This window comes from Flammeovirgaceae bacterium (genome assembly GCA_015180985.1).
Lineage (GTDB): Bacteria > Bacteroidota > Bacteroidia > Cytophagales > Cyclobacteriaceae > UBA2336.
Map to the genome: position 1 here is coordinate 2,140,249 of CP054185.1, position 18,145 is coordinate 2,158,393.

Consider the following 18,145-nt stretch of genomic DNA (forward strand, 5'->3'; position numbering starts at 1 on the left):
AAGTATAAGCCTGCATACAACGGCTACTGGATTTTTAGAATGTCCAGAATCCGGTTCAGATCTTCAATGGACAGGAAGGGAATTTTTATTTCACCCTTTTTGCCATCGCTCTTTACAGCAACACGGGTGCCAAAGTGGGAGGAGAGCCGCGACTGCAGTTGGGCTATCTCACGGGTAGCCGGAGAAACCGTGGCGGCTTCGCGTTTTTCTGTTTTTTTTGAGCCTATTTCACGCACTAACTCTTCAACTTTTCTTACCGACAGATCATCGCTAAGAATTTTATTGAAAATGAAGAGTTGAGTATCAGGGTTCTCAACATTAATTATTGCCCGGGCATGCCCCATGCTGATTTTATTGTCTCGAACAGCTATCTGTATATCCGGGGGTAACTTCAGCAGCCGCAGGTAATTGGTAACCGTGGCCCGGTTTTTACCTACGCGGTCGCCCAGTTCTTCCTGTTTCAGGTTGCATTCTGAAATCAGGCGCTGGTAACTCAGGGCAATTTCAATGGCATTCAGGTTTTCGCGCTGGATGTTTTCAATCAGCGACATTTCCAGCATCTGCTGGTCATCGGCCAGCCGTACATAAGCGGGTATTGTTTTTAAGCCGGCCAGTTTTGAAGCCTGCAGTCTTCGTTCACCAGAAATAAGCTGATATTGATTGTGTGTCAGTCTGCGCACGGTAATCGGCTGAATGATGCCGTGTACTTTAATGGAGTCGGCCAGTTCGTTCAATGCGTCCTGATCGAAATGTGTGCGAGGCTGGAACGGGTTCACTTCAATCTGCTCCACGGGGATTTCCAGGATTCCACCGGCAGGTGTATTATGTGCAACAGGCACATCCGTTTCCAGCCGGTCGTCCACATTGCTGTCGCTGAGCAGGGCGTTGAGCCCTCGGCCTAATGCTTTTTTTTTGGTCATTTCGATAAGCCGTTTTTATCCAGAATTTCGTGGGCCAGGTTCAGGTAGCTGATGGCGCCTTTGCTTTCGGCATCGTGCACAATAACCGGAATACCAAAGCTGGGCGATTCGCTTAGTTTTACATTTCGCGGTATTATCGTGTTGAATGTCATCTTTTTAAAATGCGTTCGCACCTCTTCCACCACCTGGTTGCCCAGACTGGTACGCGAGTCGTATAACGTAAGCAATATTCCTTCAATTTCCAACTTCGGGTTAAGCCGTGTCTGAATAATCTTTATCGTATTCAATAGTTTGCCGAGTCCCTCCAGGGCAAAGTATTCACATTGCACGGGAATAATCACCGAATCGGCAGCAGTGAGGGCGTTGATGGTAATCAGCCCGAGCGAAGGAGAGCAGTCGATAACGATAAACTCGTAGTCGTTTTTAATTTTCTGCAACGCATCGCGCATTTTTTCTTCGCGGTGTTCAATACTTACCATTTCCACTTCGGCACCCACCAGATCAATGTGCGAAGGAAGTACATGCAGGTACTTAAGTGTTTCATTACCGATGATGGCTTCCTGCGGATTGGCTCCGTCAATCATGCATTCGTAAATACCGGTTTCTACTTCTTTCGGGTTGATGCCTAATCCGGATGTAGAGTTGGCTTGCGGATCGGCATCAACAAGCAGGGTTTTATGCTCTAGAACGGCCAGGCTGGCGGCCAGGTTAATGGCTGTAGTGGTTTTACCTACACCACCTTTTTGGTTGGCAATGGCGATAATTTTTCCCATCTGGGTAAGGTTAAAAAATGAGTCCGGATGTTTTCAGCCGGACTGCAAATATAGAGGAAGGTTATTGGGGCGTGGAACGCTGTGGAACGTATTTTTCCACATTCCATGCACAGCACAATGTTTATTTCTTTTTATTCTTTCGCTGTTCTTCCGATTTTTTTCGCGCCTCTTCGCTGGCCTTCATCGCCTCTTCGAGTTTGGCCATAAACTTGGATTTCTTTCCGCCACCGGCAGCCAGGGTGCGTCTGTGCTCATCCATAATCCGTTTGATTTTATCCTCGTCTACAAACCGCCTGATGATGGCCTGCTGCCCAAAGGTGATGATGTTCGACATGAAGTAGTAGAAACTAAGGCCGGCCGGGAATGAATTAAGCACAAACAGAAACACCACCGGCATAATATACGACATGGATTTCATGGGGCCTGTTACTGACGAAACCTGGTTGTTTTGCCAGGTGATTACTAACGTTGAGATTGTCATTAGTAGCGTAAAGAGTGACACGTGATTACCGTACAGCGGAATGGTAAACGGCAGGTTGAGTACCGAATCGTAGGTGGACAAATCATCGGCCCAAAGAAACGATTGCTGGCGCAGTTCAATACTGTTCGGAAACAGGTAAAACATTGCAAACAGAATGGGCATCTGCAACAAAATGGGTATGCAGCCGCTGATGGGGTTTACCCCGGCCTGCTGATACAGCTTAAGTTGCTCCTGCTGCACCTTAGTCATGTCATCGCCAAACTTGTCTTTAATTTCATCCAGTTCAGGCTTCAGCACTTTCATTTTGGCCATGCTCAGGTATGATTTGTACGAGAGCGGCAGCAAGACAATGCGCAACAGGATGACCAGGATGATAATGATTAAACCAAAATTGTTAATGACTTTGGTGAGAAAGTGGAAGACAGGGAAAATCACAAATTTGTTTATCCAATATACCGGAGGCCAGCCCAAGTACACGTTTTTGGCAAAATCGGGAGCCACCTTGCCGATGGTTTGGTAGTCGTTTGGACCAAAATAAAATGAATATGTGCCGCCTTTGCCAGCCAGATCTGTCAGGGGAATGAACACGCGAATATTGGCGCGTTTTACCACCGAGGTATCGGCTTCGTTCACGGCTGTTTCAATTTCTCCACCCGGAAAACCTTTGGGTGAAATAATCGAGCTGAGGAAAAATTTTTGCTTTAGCGTTACCCACTGCACATTCCCTGAAAAAGTTTCACTTTCGGTAGAGGTGGATCGGGGCGCAAGTTCATCCATGCTGCCGTTGTAGTGATAGGTGATGGTAGTGTTAATCCGGCTGTCGGCCAGGTCGCGCTCCAGCAACCGCAAAAAATTGTTCCATTGAAAGGTGAGGTGATCGGAAAGTTCGTTCTCCAGCCCTTCCGTTTTGATGGTGTATCCGATCTGATAGCCTCTGGCCGGGATGGAATACCGCTGCTCGAAGGAGGCATTTTCATTAAGGCGGATGGTAAAGGTGAGCAGGGTGGTATCGCCACGCGTGGTTTGGCTTGCCTGGTAATGCAATGCGTACAGATTTAGGTCGCCACCGAGGCGGTTGGCGATGAGTTGAAACGTATTGGATCGCGGGTCAACTAATGTTAATGGCTTACCGGCATAGGTCTTATAGTTTTTTAATTCCAGTTCCCGAATAACACCGCCTTTGGTGGAGAAACTGATTTTCAGATCCTGTGTTTCGACCGGGATGAGGCGTTCTTCCCCGGAAAGAAACCCGGCCAACTTGCCGAATGAGGCGGATGTCGTGCTGTCGGGTTTGGATGGTTCCGGTGCCTGATTAGTTGAATCGGTTTCGGCAACAGGCTGTTTAGACATAGCCGGTTGCTCTGTTAGCGGTTCGGGCCGGGGAGCAAACCAGATAAAATAGCCCAGCAACACAACAGCAATAAGGGTAAGGCCGATAGCCTGATTTCTATCCATCGTAAACAATTACAGGTTAAAGAAGTGATTTTTTATATTCAATGGCAGCGGCCACAAACTTAACAAAAAGCGGGTGCGGGTTCATTACGGTGCTGCGCAGTTCAGGATGATACTGTACACCAATGAACCACGGGTGATCTTTCAGTTCAACAACTTCCACCAGGTTCGATTCCGGATTGATGCCCACAGCCCGTAATCCAGCAGCTTCCAGCTGGTCTAAATATTTGTTATTGAATTCGTACCGGTGGCGGTGGCGCTCCATAATTGTTGTTTCGCCATAAATCGTTGCAGCTTTGCTTCCTTTCTTTAGCCGGCAAGCATAAGCCCCCAACCGCATGGTGCCGCCCTTGGCAGTAATTTTTTTCTGCTCTTCCATTAAATCGATTACCGGGTTTTTTGTTTTTGGGTTCAGTTCGGTTGAACTGGCCTCCAAACCCAGCACATGGCGGGCAAATTCAATAACAGCGCATTGCATGCCCAGGCAAATACCGAAAAACGGGATTTTATTTTCCCGCACATGCCGGATGGCCTCGATTTTTCCTTCCATACCGCGCTCGCCAAAACCGGGAGCCACTAAAACTCCATGTAATCCTTTTAATATTGAGTTAACACTTTCTTTATCCAGATCCTCAGAAGAAATCCATTTAACATTTACCCGGCAATCGTTTTGCGCACCAGCATGCACAAACGCTTCGGCAATCGACTTGTAGGCATCGGGCAGGGTAACGTATTTACCCACCAGTCCGATGGTAACTTCTTCAACCGGGTTTTTGAGTTTACCGAGGAAATCCTTCCAGTGCTCCAGGTCGGGCTCCGATTTGGACGTCATTTTTAATTTTGCCAGCACCCGCTCATCCAGTTTCTCTTTGCGCATCAGGATGGGTACATCGTAAATCGTGTCGGCATCGATGGCTTCAATAACCGAGTTAAGGTGTACGTTACAGAATAGCGCCAGTTTCTTCCGGATTTCAAGTGGCAGGGGCCGTTCGGTGCGGCATACCAGAATATCGGGTTGCACCCCCGAAGAGAGCAGTTCCTTAACCGAATGTTGTGTGGGTTTGGTTTTTAGTTCACCGGCTGCCTTCAGGTAGGGGATGAGGGTGAGGTGAATGACCAGCGCATTGTTTGAGCCGATGTCCCACTTTACCTGGCGCACGGCTTCAATAAAGGGCAGGGATTCGATATCGCCCACCGAGCCGCCAATCTCGGTGATGATAACATCGTACTTGCCGCTTTCGCCCAGCAAAAAGATGTTGCGCTTGATTTCATCGGTGATATGGGGAATGACCTGCACCGTTTTGCCGAGGTATTCGCCCTGGCGTTCTTTGGTGATGACATTATTATAAATGCGCCCGGTGGTAATGTTGTTGGCCTGGCTGGTGGGTACATTTAAAAAGCGCTCATAGTGGCCCAGGTCCAGGTCGGTTTCAGCGCCATCGTTGGTCACATAGCACTCACCATGTTCGTAGGGGTTGAGGGTACCGGGGTCTATATTAATATAGGGATCAAACTTCTGGATGGTTACGTTGAACCCCCTGGATTGCAATAACTTACCGAGTGAAGCGGAGATGATGCCTTTGCCGAGGCTTGAGGTTACTCCTCCCGTAACGAAAATGTATTTGGCGGTGGACATGCAGCGGTTGTTACGGGGTGCAAAGGTAACGGAATACCGGGAATAAACTAACCCTTATCGGGTATACCTGCAAGTGGTGGTTACACCCTAAACGGGTACTGTATATAGAGGCTGATTATAACCTCCATGTCTGCACGTTTGGCTGAAATCGATAGGTTGAGTATTTTAACGGAATTATAGCGAGTGTCAATGGTGCATAGATCTTTCCGATTTCTTGTCATTGCAATTCTACTGTTAGGTTTTACTTCTGCCTTTGCGACTGTTCCTGTGGCGAGCAATGTAAGACTAACTGGTGGAATGAAAAGCGGGTTAACATTAACTGTTTCGTATGATTATTTTGATGCCGATGGTCATGCGCAGTCGGGTTCTACAATAACGTGGATTCGATATGATGACAATTGTGGTAATAATCCTTCAATTATATCATCAGGTGCTTCGTTGACATTAAACATTAGCGGGGGGTTAATCAATGCACATATTGCAGTAAGGGTTACGCCTCGTGACGCTAATGGTGAGGTTGGATTGCCAGTAGAATACAGACCCTGGTCTTGTGCTCCACCAGCTCCGGGTCAGGATATAGGACCCAACCCAGTTTTGTCAGGCGCTGTTTTTAATTGCAGTAAAGCTGATGGTATTGGGGTGCCGATTCCAGGTAATATTATACTTAATCCTTCTTCGTTATGTTCACCACGAAGTCTGGATTGGCAGGTAGAGTATACTGGCATAAATTATAATTCTACAAATCCTCCTAGAATAATAATTGACTGGGCTGATGGTTTGGTTGAGACGCTGAATCCTACTTTGGTTAATACCTTCGAGACAAATCTTGCCAAACAATTGTGGCGAGTAACACGTAACCATGTGTATAATTACCCGACAACGGGAGGAACCAGTAATGCGTCAGCCACGGCTGGGGAACGTTGCACATATACGATGCAAGCAACCTGGGGTGTGGGAGCTACAAGTTGTTTGGCCAGTGGTGTTCAAACTCAAAAGTTTACAGTTTGGGATAGAGAAAATAATGTACAATTAGGAACTCACGACATCAACCACGATCCTACAAGTACTGGTGTCGAGGTTGGAGAGAATGTAAATGTTTGTCAAGGTGATACGAATCCGATACGGTTAGTTGATGCTACTGATTTTAACTGTACACCTCCTCTTGAGAACCCACAGCCTAACAATCAGGCACGATGGGTTCAGTTTGTTTATGGTACTGCCTCTACAATCACTGGAAATGTAATTATCAATGGAGTTTCATATACACCTGCGCAGTTGCCGGTTTGGGGACGAGTAATTTATCAGGCTGCCCCGACTCTTGCCCCGATACATATAACAGATAATATCCAGATGCCAGCATCAGCTGTTGCCGGACAGGTATTCACTGTTACTATGCGAACGTGGAACATCTGTAATAATTTCGACCGGAATACTTTTGATGGTAATGGATTGAACCCTCCTCAAGCGGTACCTGATAATGTGTTTAACTTCAGGGGTTCAGCAAGTTATCAATCTCAGGCCCCCACTATTCCTGATGTTAATAACTATTTTGCTAATGCCGCTCCGGTTACCCGAAATTACACCATTACCATTATCACAAAACCCAATCCACCAACGGTACCCAATGTTGATGTTTGTGAAGGGCAGAGCCGAACGATAAGCGTAAATCCGGTTATTGGAGGTTTAACCTACCGGTGGTACCGCAGTTTAGCTGATGCGCTCAGTAACACCAATGTTATCGTAACAGCAAATTCATTTACTCCGGCTTTGGGTGGCGGTGCTACTCAAATTAACCCGGGCCAACGAAAACATTTCTGGGTAACAGCCACTGCGGCTAATGGCTGTATTAGCGATCCAACCGAAGTAACAATTACCCTTAGACCCAACCTAAGCCAGCCACCCGTCATTACCGGACCTACAAATCTATGTCCATCATCAACCTATGTATACACATTACCTGCTCCTCCAGGGAATGTCACGATAACTGATGCTATTACCGGAAATTTTCAATTAGCAACAGAATTTTTGTGGACGGTACCTGTTGCGGTTGGTACAATTTCCTCCGGACAAGGAACCCAATCACTAACTATCAATAGTGCAGCGGCAGTGGGATCAGGCAGTATATCCGTTGTACAGCAATATGTTTCGCCCCCAGTTACCACTGTTAATGGTTCGCAATGCCCAAGTACAGCCCGAACGCTGGCGGTGAATGTCCGTGCACGGCCCACCGTCAACATCACCCCTGATCCCGCAAATGTCTGCGAAGGCAGTACAATAACATTAAATGGTAACCCGACAACCAGTTTTGGCTCAATATCCGGCCATACATGGGGAGGCTCAACGGGAATTCTTGACAACTCAACCATTCAAACGCCAACAGTACAGGCTTCAACCGCTCCCGGCTCATATGGTTTAACCTATGTTGCCACAGCGGATTTTGGTGGTGGAGTATTTTGTTCTTCATTGGTTGATAACTCAACGGTAAATGTTTCAGCCAACCCTACTCCGGCTGCTGCAGGACCCGATCAGTTCCTGTGTATTTCTTCGCCTTTGAATGCCACCCTTGCGGGAAGCAATCCCGCACCCGGTACCGGCACATGGACACGTGTGAGCGGACCCGGAGGAGCCCCTACGTTTACACCAAATGCCAATACACCAAATGCTGTTGTCACGGTTTTTGCTAATGGTATCCATACGTTCAGGTGGACGGTAGTTAACGGATCTTGTTCATCATTTGATGATGTTGTGATTGACTTCGGTACCACCCCTCCTGTATCCAATGCCGGTTCTGACCAGGATGAGTGCGGCCTTTCGGCAACTTTAAACGGTAACGATCCGACTTTTGCTACTGGCACATGGACGCAGACTGCCGGGCCGGGCACTTCTTCGTTTGCTCCTAACGCCAATACCCGCAATGCCGTTGTTACAGTTACTTTGCCAGGTACTTATACCTTCCGCTGGCGATTGACTTCCGGTACATGCCCGCCTTCGGATGACTTTGTTGATATTATATTCCGCGACCCGCCAACGGTCTCTGGCCCGGCTGATTTTACTCATTGCTTAAATAACCCGCCAACCGCTCCCTTCTTCGTTAATCTATCCGGTACATTTGGCGGAGGGGCCTCGCAGGCGCGCTGGGAGGTGGTTTCCGGTACGGGTGTATTCTCCTCAAGTGGTAGCGCTACGGGTGTTTTTGACAACACAAGTCCGGCTACCGATACGTACCAACCTTCGGCCGGTGATTTTACCGCTGGCTCTGTTACGTTACGCCTCACCACCAATGATCCGGTAGGTGCCTGTCTCGCAGTTAATGATCCCGTAGTTATTACATTTGATCGCCTGCCTTCTCCGGCCGCTGCGGGTCCTGATCAGCAAACCTGCGATCCGACTACCAACCTGGCGGCAACCGCAGCCAATAATGGCGGTACCGGAACCTGGAGCATAGGCAGTGCGCTCTATTATCAAACGTTTACTTATCCGAATGGTACGGGGTTATCTGGCCCTAACCCCCATGCTACGGTATTTAACCATCCGGATGGGTGGAGTATAACAGCCCCAACTGCCAATACGCTGCTGGCTGCCGATGATTACCTGCGGGTGCAGAGCAATGTGATGGAGGCCCAGGATGTGAATGCCGAACTGGTATGGCGTTCACCCATTATCAATATCACCGCGCAGCCTAATGTTACCATCTCCATTCAAATGGCTGAACTGGGTACCATGGAGCCTACAGATTATATCCGCGCCTTCTACCGGATTAACGGTGGTGCCGAAATACTTTTAGGCGAAATTGTTGACGACAGCGGGGTGGATGGTGCTTTTAATACGTTTACCGTAACCGGACTGACTGGAACAACACTCGAAATCGTTGTTCGTGTTTTAAATGATGCCGGAGCAGAATTTCATCGCTTTGATAATATTTTTGTATCCGGCTCAGGCGTTACCCCTCCGTTGATAGCCGACATCAATAGTCCCACTTCGGCTGTTTCTAACCTGCCGGTTGGCAATACCACGTTTACCTGGACGGTAACCAGCGCCTTAGGCGTTTGCAGTTCGTCAAATGACCAGGTAGTAGTAACCCGTCATGCAACTCCGGTAAACAACAATCAAACACCGGCTTTATGCGAAGATGCCCCAACCCTTGGAACGGCTACCGTTACACTGGCTTTCCTGACCAGTTTGAATGATGCCATTACCGGTATACCCGGTTCGGTTGGTCGTACAGTTCAGTTTTTTACTGATCCGGCCCGTACGATACCATACCCGGTATCAGCATCGCTTGCTAACCTCGATGTTGTTTATACCCGGGTTACACGAACCGATGTATCACCCGGCTGTATAACTGACGGAACAGTTACCTTCACTGTGCGGTCGCGCCCTGCTGCCATCAATCAAACACCTGAGTTTTGCGAAGACCTGCCGGTTGGCAGCAATACCCGCGCAGGTATTAACCTCACTACCTTTGATAACGCGGTTAAAAACGGAGTGGCGGCCAACACGGTGGCCTGGTTTGCAGATGCAGGAACAACCATTCCGGTTCCGGATCCGACTAATGTCACCGCTAATGACGGTACTTCTTTCTTTGCCCGTGTAACGGATACGTTTGGTTGTACGAATGTGGCTGAGGTTGAGATTACAATTAATCCTCGCCCTGGCCCCAACCCGATTATTGGCGCCAGCAACGTGTGCGTTGACCCTACTGCCATCAACCTGTATCAGATTACAACAATAAATGCCGGGGCTACCTACTCCTGGAGTATCCCTGATCCTCCGTTTGACCTCTTTGCCGGTGCGGGCGTGAATGATTTCTTTGCTTTGCTGGCGTTTCCGGTTATTGTTAACCCGGGACAGGATATTTCAGTTACAGAAACTTCAAACAAGGGATGTGTTGGTCTTCCTAACATAAAGAATATCACGGTAGAAAGCAGCCCGCCACCGATTGTAATTACCGGTCCTACTGCCGTTTGCGAAAATGAGGCTGGTGTCGTTTACAGTGTTCCAAATCTGGCCAATACAACGTACGCGTGGACGGTGCCTCCGGGTTCATCCATCATCAGCGGACAAGGCACCAGCACGATTACTGTAAATTTTGGTATCGTTGCCGGATTAGTTGAAGTGGTGCCGACCACAACCACCGGCTGTGCCGGAAATCCGGCAAGTCTGGGTGTAGCCATTAACCCGCGCCCGAGCCTCAACCCACTTTCCAATACAGTATGTAGCGATACGCAGGCTGGAATCACGTTAGCAGGCCCCGGTGCCGTAACCTTTAATATCACCAACGTAAGTGTGCCACCGGGCTTATCGCCAGCTTCTCGACCGCTGGTTAATAATGCACCAAGCAGTGAAATATTTGGCGACATCTGGACAAACACCACAGGTGGAAATCTTACCGTTCAATACACTGTAGCTCCGGTCAGTCTGGCCGGGTGTGTGGGCACCGCTCAGATCGTAAACCTTACGGTACGTCCTGAGCCGGTACTTGCTCCAAACCTTAATGATGTAATATGTAGTGGTACCGAATCGGTTTCCATTATTTTGGCTGTTGCACCCGGCAGTTCAACCGCTGATCAGTTTGAGATTACTTCAATCAATACAAACGGGTTAACTGCTGTTGCAGGCAACCCGACAACGGGCATTTTTACTGCTTCGGTTTTATTGGATGACCGTTGGGAAAACCTGACGGGCGCTCCGGTGGTGGTGGAATATTTTGTACGACCGATTAACTCGGTAACGGGTTGTATAGGCGATCCGCCAATTCCTGTTATCGTTACGGTTAACCCTGAGCCAGTGGTAAATTCACCTACCAGCGAAACGATTTGTAGTGGCACATCGCCAACGATAACACTTACTTCTACCATCGGTGGAAGTTCATTCACGTGGACTGTAAAGAGTATTTCAGGACTGATAACCGGGGCTTCAAACGGAACCGGAGCAACCATTACCAACATCCTTGTTAATAATGGTGTAGTACCGGGTACGGTTACTTATGAAGTTAAAGCAACCACACCTGCTGCCCTTGGTTCATGCGAAAGCGATCCGGTTGATGTAGTGATCACCATCGATCCGGCTCCTACAGGCAACAACATCAATCAAACCGTATGTTCCGATACACCAGGCGGCAATACCTTCTTTATTGATCTAACCACATTGCAACCGTCAATAAATTCCGGAGGAGGAATAACCTTCAGCTGGTTTGAGGATCTTGCACTGACAACACCCATTGCCACACCCAGTGCCTATACGCTTACCAATGGCGTACCGGTATTTGCCGAGGTGGATAACGGACAATGTACCAAGGTGGCGCAGGTTCTGTTTGTAATTAACCCAACTCCTTCGGTTACGACCAGCATCACTTCGAATTTCAATGGCTTCAATGTTTCCTGTACCGGTGCCAGCGATGGGCAGATAACAGCTGTTCCGGCTAACGGTGTTGGGCCTTATCAGTTCAGCATTGATGGTGGTGCAACGTTTTTTGCCAGCCCGATTTTCAACGGATTATCGGCTGCCGGAAGCCCGTATGTAGTACGCGTACGCGATGCCAACATGTGTATCAACAACTCGGCTCCACTAACCCTTACGGATCCTCCGGCATTATCCGGAGTTGCGGCAATCACTTCGAATTTTAATGGTCAGCATGTATCGTGTAATGCCGCTTCCGATGGCGTAGTAACTATTACACCTGCCGGTGGGGCAGGAGGCTATACCTTTAAGTTGCTGGAACTGCCCAGCAATACATCGGGCGATGCCAGTGGTGTTTACACCGGCTTACGTGCAGGCACATACACATTTGTTATAAAAGATGTAAATAACTGCCAGTTTACTACAGCTACAGTTACCATTAACGAACCGGCACCAGTAACGGCAACAGCAACCCTCACTGCTCCGGTTAGTTGTTTTGGTAACAGTGACGGACAAATCAGTGTAGTGGGTGGTGGAGGCACATTGGTTGGCCCGACTTATACCTTTACACTTAATCAGGCTCCGTTTACCTCCAACGGAACAGGTGTTTTCACTGGTCTTGCGGCAGGTAATTATACAGTAACGGTTCAGGATGACAATGGCTGTACACGGGTTTCAAACACAGTAACCGTTACACAGCCACCGGTACTGACCGCATTCGCTTCGGTAACCAGCAACTATAACGGAGCCAAGATTAGCTGTGCCGGAGCTAACGATGCACAGGTTACAGCTATTGCTAACGGTGGTAACGGGGGATATACGTTTACCCTGGTGCAGGATCCAGGCAACTTGACTGGAACAGTAGATGGTTCTTTTGAAAACCTAGGTCCCGGCAACTACTCTGTTTTTGTGCAGGATGCCGGAGGTTGTACAGTTACATCAGCGCTGGTAAATGTTACCGAACCTGCACCGGTTATAGCTTCGGGATTGATTACGGGCACCATTTCGTGTAATGGCGCAAGCGATGGACAGATTACAATCAGTGGAACAGGCGGAACCGGAGCCTATACGTTCGAACAGATTAACCCGGCTGGTCCAACCAACGGCAGTGGCATCTTTAGCGGCCTGGCCGATGGAACTTATGATTTCGAAGTGCGCGATTTGAATTTGTGTTCCGATCTTGTTCAGATAACCATTAATCAACCGGCTGCCGTTACTGCAAGTGCTTCAGTAACCAGCAACTACAATGGTTCGCAGGTAAGTTGCAATGGTGCAAGCGATGGTATTGTTACCGTTACCGCAAGCGGTGGCACCGGATTATTGCAGTATGTTTTTGATCAGTTTGTATTCACTAATACAACCGGTCAGTTTTCGGGCGTGTTTACCGGTGTTCCTGCCGGCACAGGCTATACGTTTACCGTCCGCGACTCCAAAAACTGTACGGTAGTTACCCTTCCTATTGACGTTACGCAACCTACGCCAGTTTCCGGAAGTGGTTCGGTAACGAGCAACTACAATGGCCAGCACATTACCTGCGTGGGTGCGAGTGACGGAATTATAACCGTAACACCGGCTGGTGGCACAGGGGCCTACACGTTCAGGCTTGATCAGAATCCGGCTAATACTTCCGGTGATGCTACAGGAGTTTATACCGGTGTAGGTGCTGGTGTTTACACAATAACTATACGCGATGCCAACAATTGCTTTGTGGTGACAGCGCCTATTACCGTTTCCCCTCCACCTGCCTTAACGGCTACGATGGCAGTAACCAGCAATTATAATGGCCGTCAGATCAGTTGCAATGGCGCAAGTGATGGTATTCTTACAGTTACAGCAGGCGGTGGCGTACCGGCTTACAGTTACCTGCTTGTTGAAATTCCTGGTAATGTAACAGGTGCGGCCTCGGGTATCTTTACCGGTGTTCCGGCCGGAACCTATACGGTACAGGTTACCGACCTTAATGCTTGTGTGCGGGTTACCTCTCCTGTTACGGTTACCGAACCGGCTGTGCTTAACGCCAGTTCGGCCGTAACCAGCAATTATAACGGGCAACAGATAAGCTGCTTTGGTGCCAGCGATGGTACCATTCGTGTAACACAAACCGGTGGTACTCCGGGATATACGTATTCGTTTGTTGAAATACCGGGTAATACAACCGGAGCAGTCAGTGGAATTTTTACCGGTGTTCCGCAAGGCACCTACACCTTTATTGTACGCGATGTAAACCTGTGTCAGGTCACAACGGCACCAATTACAATTAACCAGCCATCGGCTGTAACAGCAAGTTCAGCCGTTACCAGTAACTATAATGGTTCACAGATAAGCTGTAACGGAGTAAGCGATGGTGTAATTACGGTTACCGGAGGTGGAGGTACAGGTGTACTCCAATATGTATTCGATCAGTTTCCGGCTAATACAACCGGTCAGTTCTCCGGCATTTTCATTGGTGTTCCGGCAGGTGCGGGCTACACCTTTACTGTTCGCGATGTAAACAACTGCCAGGTTGTAAGTGCCCCGATTTCAGTTACTGAACCCACGGTTGTCAGCGGCAGTGGTGCTGTAACCAGCAATTACAATGGGGAGGATATTCGATGCGTAGGCTCAACCGATGGTGAAATAACCGTTACACCGGCCGGTGGAACTGGTGCGTATACCTTTAAACTAGACCAGGCGCCCACCAACACATCGGGTGACCTTACCGGTATATATACAGGCGTTGGTGCCGGAACATACACGGTAACCATCCGCGATGCGAACAGTTGTTTTGTAGTAACTGCACCGATTGTGGTAAGTCCTCCTGCTGCGTTAACAGCCACCATGGCGGTTACCAGCAATTACAACGGGGCACAGATAACCTGTAACGGGGCCAGCGATGGCATCCTTACGGTAACCGCGGGTGGCGGTGTGCCCGCCTATTCGTATATACTATCTCCTCCAATCAATACCACTGGTGATGTAAGCGGCATCTATACCGGCATACCTGCCGGAAGTTATACGGTGCTGGTAACTGATCTGAATGGTTGCCAGCGTACAACCTCGGCAACGATTGTAACACAACCGGCTGTACTTGTGCCATCATCAACCATAACCAGCAACTACAACGGCCAGCATGTAAGTTGTTTTGGTGCGAGCGATGGCATTATTCAGGTTACTCAAACCGGTGGAACGGCCACTTATTCCTATCAGTTTATTGAAATACCGGGTAACGTAACCGGTGCTGCATCTGGTATATTCACCGGCATTCCGGCAGGTACGTATACCTTCCGTATTACCGACATTAATAACTGTACGGCTGTTACAGTTCCTATCACAGTTAACGAGCCTCCTGCTTTAACAGCCAGCGCATCAATTACGAGCAATTATAACGGACAGGATATTAGCTGCAATGGTGCGGGCGATGGTATTGTGACGGTTACATCTGCCGGAGGAACGGGGTCGGCTATTTATGTGTTTGACCAGTTTCCGGTGGCAAACCAAACCGGCCGCTTCTCAGGTGTATTTACCAGTGTTGTTGCTGGGCCGAATTATACCTTTACAGCAACGGATGTGAATGGATGTTCGGTAGTTACTGCGCCAATTACCGTAACCGAACCGGCCGCGCTTACCGGAGTTGGCAATGCAACCAGTAACTTTAATGGGTTTAATATCAGTTGCTTTAACCAGACTGACGGACAGCTTACCATAACCTTTGGAGGTGGAACAGCTCCACTCAACTTTACATTGCTGGAAAATCCGGGCAACACAACCGGTCAGCTTACAGGTGTTTTTGACAACCTGCGTGCAGGCACATACCGGGTACGGATACAGGATGTTAACGGATGCTTATTGACAACTGCACCGGTGGCTATTACGCAGCCTGCTGATCTCAATATTTCCATTGCCATTACCTCCAATTACAACAGCTTTAATGTGAGTTGCTTTGGTGCCAGCGATGGTGAGATTTCAGTTACCTCATCGGGTGGCGGGGCAGGCGGTTATACCTTTGAGTTGTTCAAAGGTGGGGTGCCTACGGGAAATGTAACTGGCCAACTTTCCGGAATATTCACCGGACTAAACTCCGGTCTTTATGATATTAACATTACGGATGTCAATACCTGTGTGAAGAAATCGTTGCCAGTGGTTATTGTCGATCCGTTGCCATTGTTTGAAGGTATTCTTGGGTTCGACCAGGGCATTTGTTTAGGCCAGGATGATCCGAATCCGTTTGTAGAGTTGGCTCCGGCATTTGGAAGCATCGGTAACTATGTTTATCAGTGGCAGGAGTCAACCGATGGTATCAGTTTTACCGATGTATTGGGTGCTACCAGTGCAACGTTTGACCCGCCTTCCTCGTTGCTTGTTAAAACCTACTACAAACGGGTTATTACTTCGGGTTGCGAAACCCTTGAATCGAATGTTGTTTCAGTAACCGTTAACAGCATTCCAACGGCAACCCTTTCGCCATCTCATTCTCCGGTTTGTGAGGGAGAGTTCTTTATCCTGAATTTCACCTTCTCCAACGGAACAGCTCCTTATTTCTTTGACTATAACAACGGGACTACGTTTGTAAATGATCGCATCGGTGCAGACGTGACTCCGGTGCCTGTTTTGAATTACATGAACACCACTACGTTTACGTTAACCGAGCTGCGCGACTTTAATGGCTGTTTTGCCACTACGTTGCCGATTGCCGTAACCGTGCCGGTAAGCAAAATCAATCCGAACTTTACAGTGTTAAGTCCTCCGGCCCAGTGCAGTGGAAATGACTTCACGTTCCAGTGGACGGTTGATCCGGATATTGAGTACACCTGGATATGGAGCGATGGCCAGCAGGATGTGATAGCCCCGAATTCTTTACCGAACGGAACCAATACCATTACGCATAACTTTGTCAGCTTCAACACGTCAACCAACACCAACTTCCCGGTCATCCTCTCGGCTGTGAACAACGTGGATGGGTGCGGACCGAAGCAGACCAGCCAAACCATAACCATTTTCCCGAACATATTAATCAACATGTTCCCGAATAAAACCGAGATGTGCAGCGGGGATCAGGTAAATATTGTTAATCCTACATTGGGAGGTAACTCACATAGCTGGCAGGTTATTCGTCAATCCGATAATGTGGTTGTGGAGAACAGGGGTCCTTTTGTGGCAGCAGCCAATCAGACCTTTACCATCACCAACCAAACAACGTCAAATCCGAATATTTACAATATCGTGTATACGGTATCAAACGGAAGTTGTACTGCTCAACAGACTATCCCGGTTACCGTTTATCGCGAGATTGTTGCCGGTTTCGATGAAGGCGTAGTGCCTCCGTTTATTGGTGGTAATGCAACGGTTACATATACCAATACTTCCTCGCCAATTGACATAACCAACTTCAGTTATGATTGGGAATTTGGTTTATCAGCTACCCCGTTAACGCAGTCGGGCATAGGGCCGTTTACGGTAGATTATTCTTCACCCGGCTTAAAGACCGTGCGGTTAACTGCCGTAAACACCGTGGCACAATCCAATGGAGTAACATGCTCAAGCATCTATGAAGAAGATATTAATATTCTTCTTCCTCCTTTAGTGGCAGGGTTTACTTTTGAGCCGGCTAATGCATGCTTCCCTACACAAATCCGGATTTTAACCAATACCTCTACAGGTGATCAGTTTCAATGGCGCGTAGTTGATCAGGGAGGACGTACAGTGGGTACATCCACTATTCCATTGCCGGTGTTTGATATTGTAAACCCTGGTACGTATACCATCTTTTTAACAACAACTAACAGCATAACGAGTCAAACGGCATTTGCCGATAACTCGGGTACAGGCCCGAATGCCATGCCGGGTGTAGTTCCTGTTAATGTATACAACCTGCCGTTGGCCTCTTTCCAGGCCAGGCCGACAACCTTGTTTGTACCTGATACAGAACTGGTAACCTTTAATTTCAGCACGCCATCCGCTCCGGCTGCCGATTCAGTTAACTTCTGGTGGAATTTTGGTGATACCAATGATATTATCAAACAAAACTTTGGTGACCCCGATCCTACTTATCGTTATCCGGTAGAAGGACTTTATACGGTTACCATGGTAATGCGTGAAGTCCGGGGTGATGTGGTATGTGCTGATACGGTAACCCAACAAATCATTGCCCGCGAAGGCGGCCTGGTAAAGGTGCCAAATGCGTTTACTCCTGATCCGAGCGGACCTAATGGAGGCATTCCCAACAGCGGTGCGGCCGTTAATGATGTATTCCTGCCACTGGTTAGGGGAATCAATGTAAACGAACCTGGTACATTCCTGATGCAGATATTTGATCGCTGGGGTACCATGATTTTTGAAAGCCGAAACGAACCCGGTGCACCGGTACCCATCCGGGGTTGGGACGGTTACGATCGGAATCAACGACTGTTACCGGCCGGGGTGTATGTATTTAAACTTGTCCTTCGTTTGTCTGACGGCCAGCAGGTAACGCAGGTTGGAGATGTAACTTTGATTCGATAGTTTTAGG

At 48.4% G+C, this 18,145-nt stretch carries 5 protein-coding genes; 1 reads left to right on the forward strand and 4 read right to left on the reverse strand.

The window, feature by feature from the left end:
• Window positions 1-23 precede the first annotated feature (23 nt).
• The 4 genes from HRU69_10055 to HRU69_10070 form a co-directional block, all read right to left on the reverse strand.
• Window positions 24-920, reverse strand: a complete 897-nt coding sequence (locus HRU69_10055; protein QOI97809.1) for a ParB/RepB/Spo0J family partition protein — start codon at window positions 918-920, stop codon at window positions 24-26.
• Window positions 917-1,693: a ParA family protein gene (locus tag HRU69_10060; GenBank protein QOI97810.1), complete on the reverse strand. Its 777-nt coding sequence runs from the start codon at window positions 1,691-1,693 to the stop codon at window positions 917-919. Before HRU69_10060 ends, HRU69_10055 begins: the two co-directional genes overlap by 4 nt.
• A 121-nt stretch (window positions 1,694-1,814) precedes the next feature.
• Window positions 1,815-3,629 (reverse strand): membrane protein insertase YidC, encoded by a 1,815-nt coding sequence (yidC, locus tag HRU69_10065; GenBank protein QOI97811.1) that lies wholly within the window; start codon window positions 3,627-3,629, stop codon window positions 1,815-1,817.
• Window positions 3,630-3,645: 16 nt separating this feature from the next.
• Window positions 3,646-5,262, reverse strand: a complete 1,617-nt coding sequence (locus tag HRU69_10070; GenBank protein ID QOI97812.1) for a CTP synthase — start codon at window positions 5,260-5,262, stop codon at window positions 3,646-3,648.
• Between the two features lie 1,350 nt (window positions 5,263-6,612).
• On the opposite strand from HRU69_10070, the gene HRU69_10075 reads away from it, so the two are divergent.
• Window positions 6,613-18,138: a gliding motility-associated C-terminal domain-containing protein gene (locus HRU69_10075; GenBank protein ID QOI97813.1), complete on the forward strand. Its 11,526-nt coding sequence runs from the start codon at window positions 6,613-6,615 to the stop codon at window positions 18,136-18,138.
• Window positions 18,139-18,145 lie beyond the last annotated feature (7 nt).